Consider the following 690-nt stretch of genomic DNA (forward strand, 5'->3'; position numbering starts at 1 on the left):
ATCGGCTACATTGTTGAGCTATCTGATGGCGAGAACATGGGATTAGGTGAAGTCGCACCGCTTTTTGGTTTTAGCTTGGAAAGTACCGAAGAGGCTGGCATTCAGTTGCAAGAACAGGCTGAACGCTGGGTCGCGGGTATACCGGTTGATTATGCCAATATGTATCCTTCGGTTGCGTTTGGCTTATCTATGGCTCAATTGGAGTTAGAAGGTGGTTTGCCGACGCAAGGCAAATATCAAACTGCTCCACTGTGTACGGGCGATCCCGATGAGTTGATTCCAAAACTCAACGAGATGGAAGGTGAGAAAGTGGCGAAAGTTAAAGTGGGTTTGTATGAGCCCATTCGTGACGGCATGCTTGTGAATCTCTTCCTTGAATCTATCCCTCAATTAACGCTTCGACTGGATGCGAACCGCGCTTGGACTCCCGAAAAAGCGCAGCAGTTTGCTAAGTACATTACACCGTCTCTTCGCCAACGAATTACGTTTTTGGAAGAGCCATGCCGAGCTCCAGGCGACAGCATGTCTTTTGCCATTAATACTGGTATCGCGATTGCTTGGGATGAAACGCTGCAAGATGCCGTTCGTCGAGAAGACTTTAGCCTTGAAGATCTGACAGGCGTGAAAGCGATCATTATCAAACCGACATTAATCGGCTCCGTCGATTTCTGCATTAAATTGATCGAAAAA

General features: G+C 47.4%; 1 protein-coding gene. It reads left to right on the plus strand.

The genetic code is table 11. The annotated features are described in order from the left end of the window. Positions 1–690: o-succinylbenzoate synthase (gene menC / locus R7Q46_RS27270; protein WP_318078286.1), on the plus strand; the 690-nt coding region annotated here is incomplete at both ends.

The sequence above is a fragment of the Vibrio sp. 811 genome, from assembly GCF_033339195.1.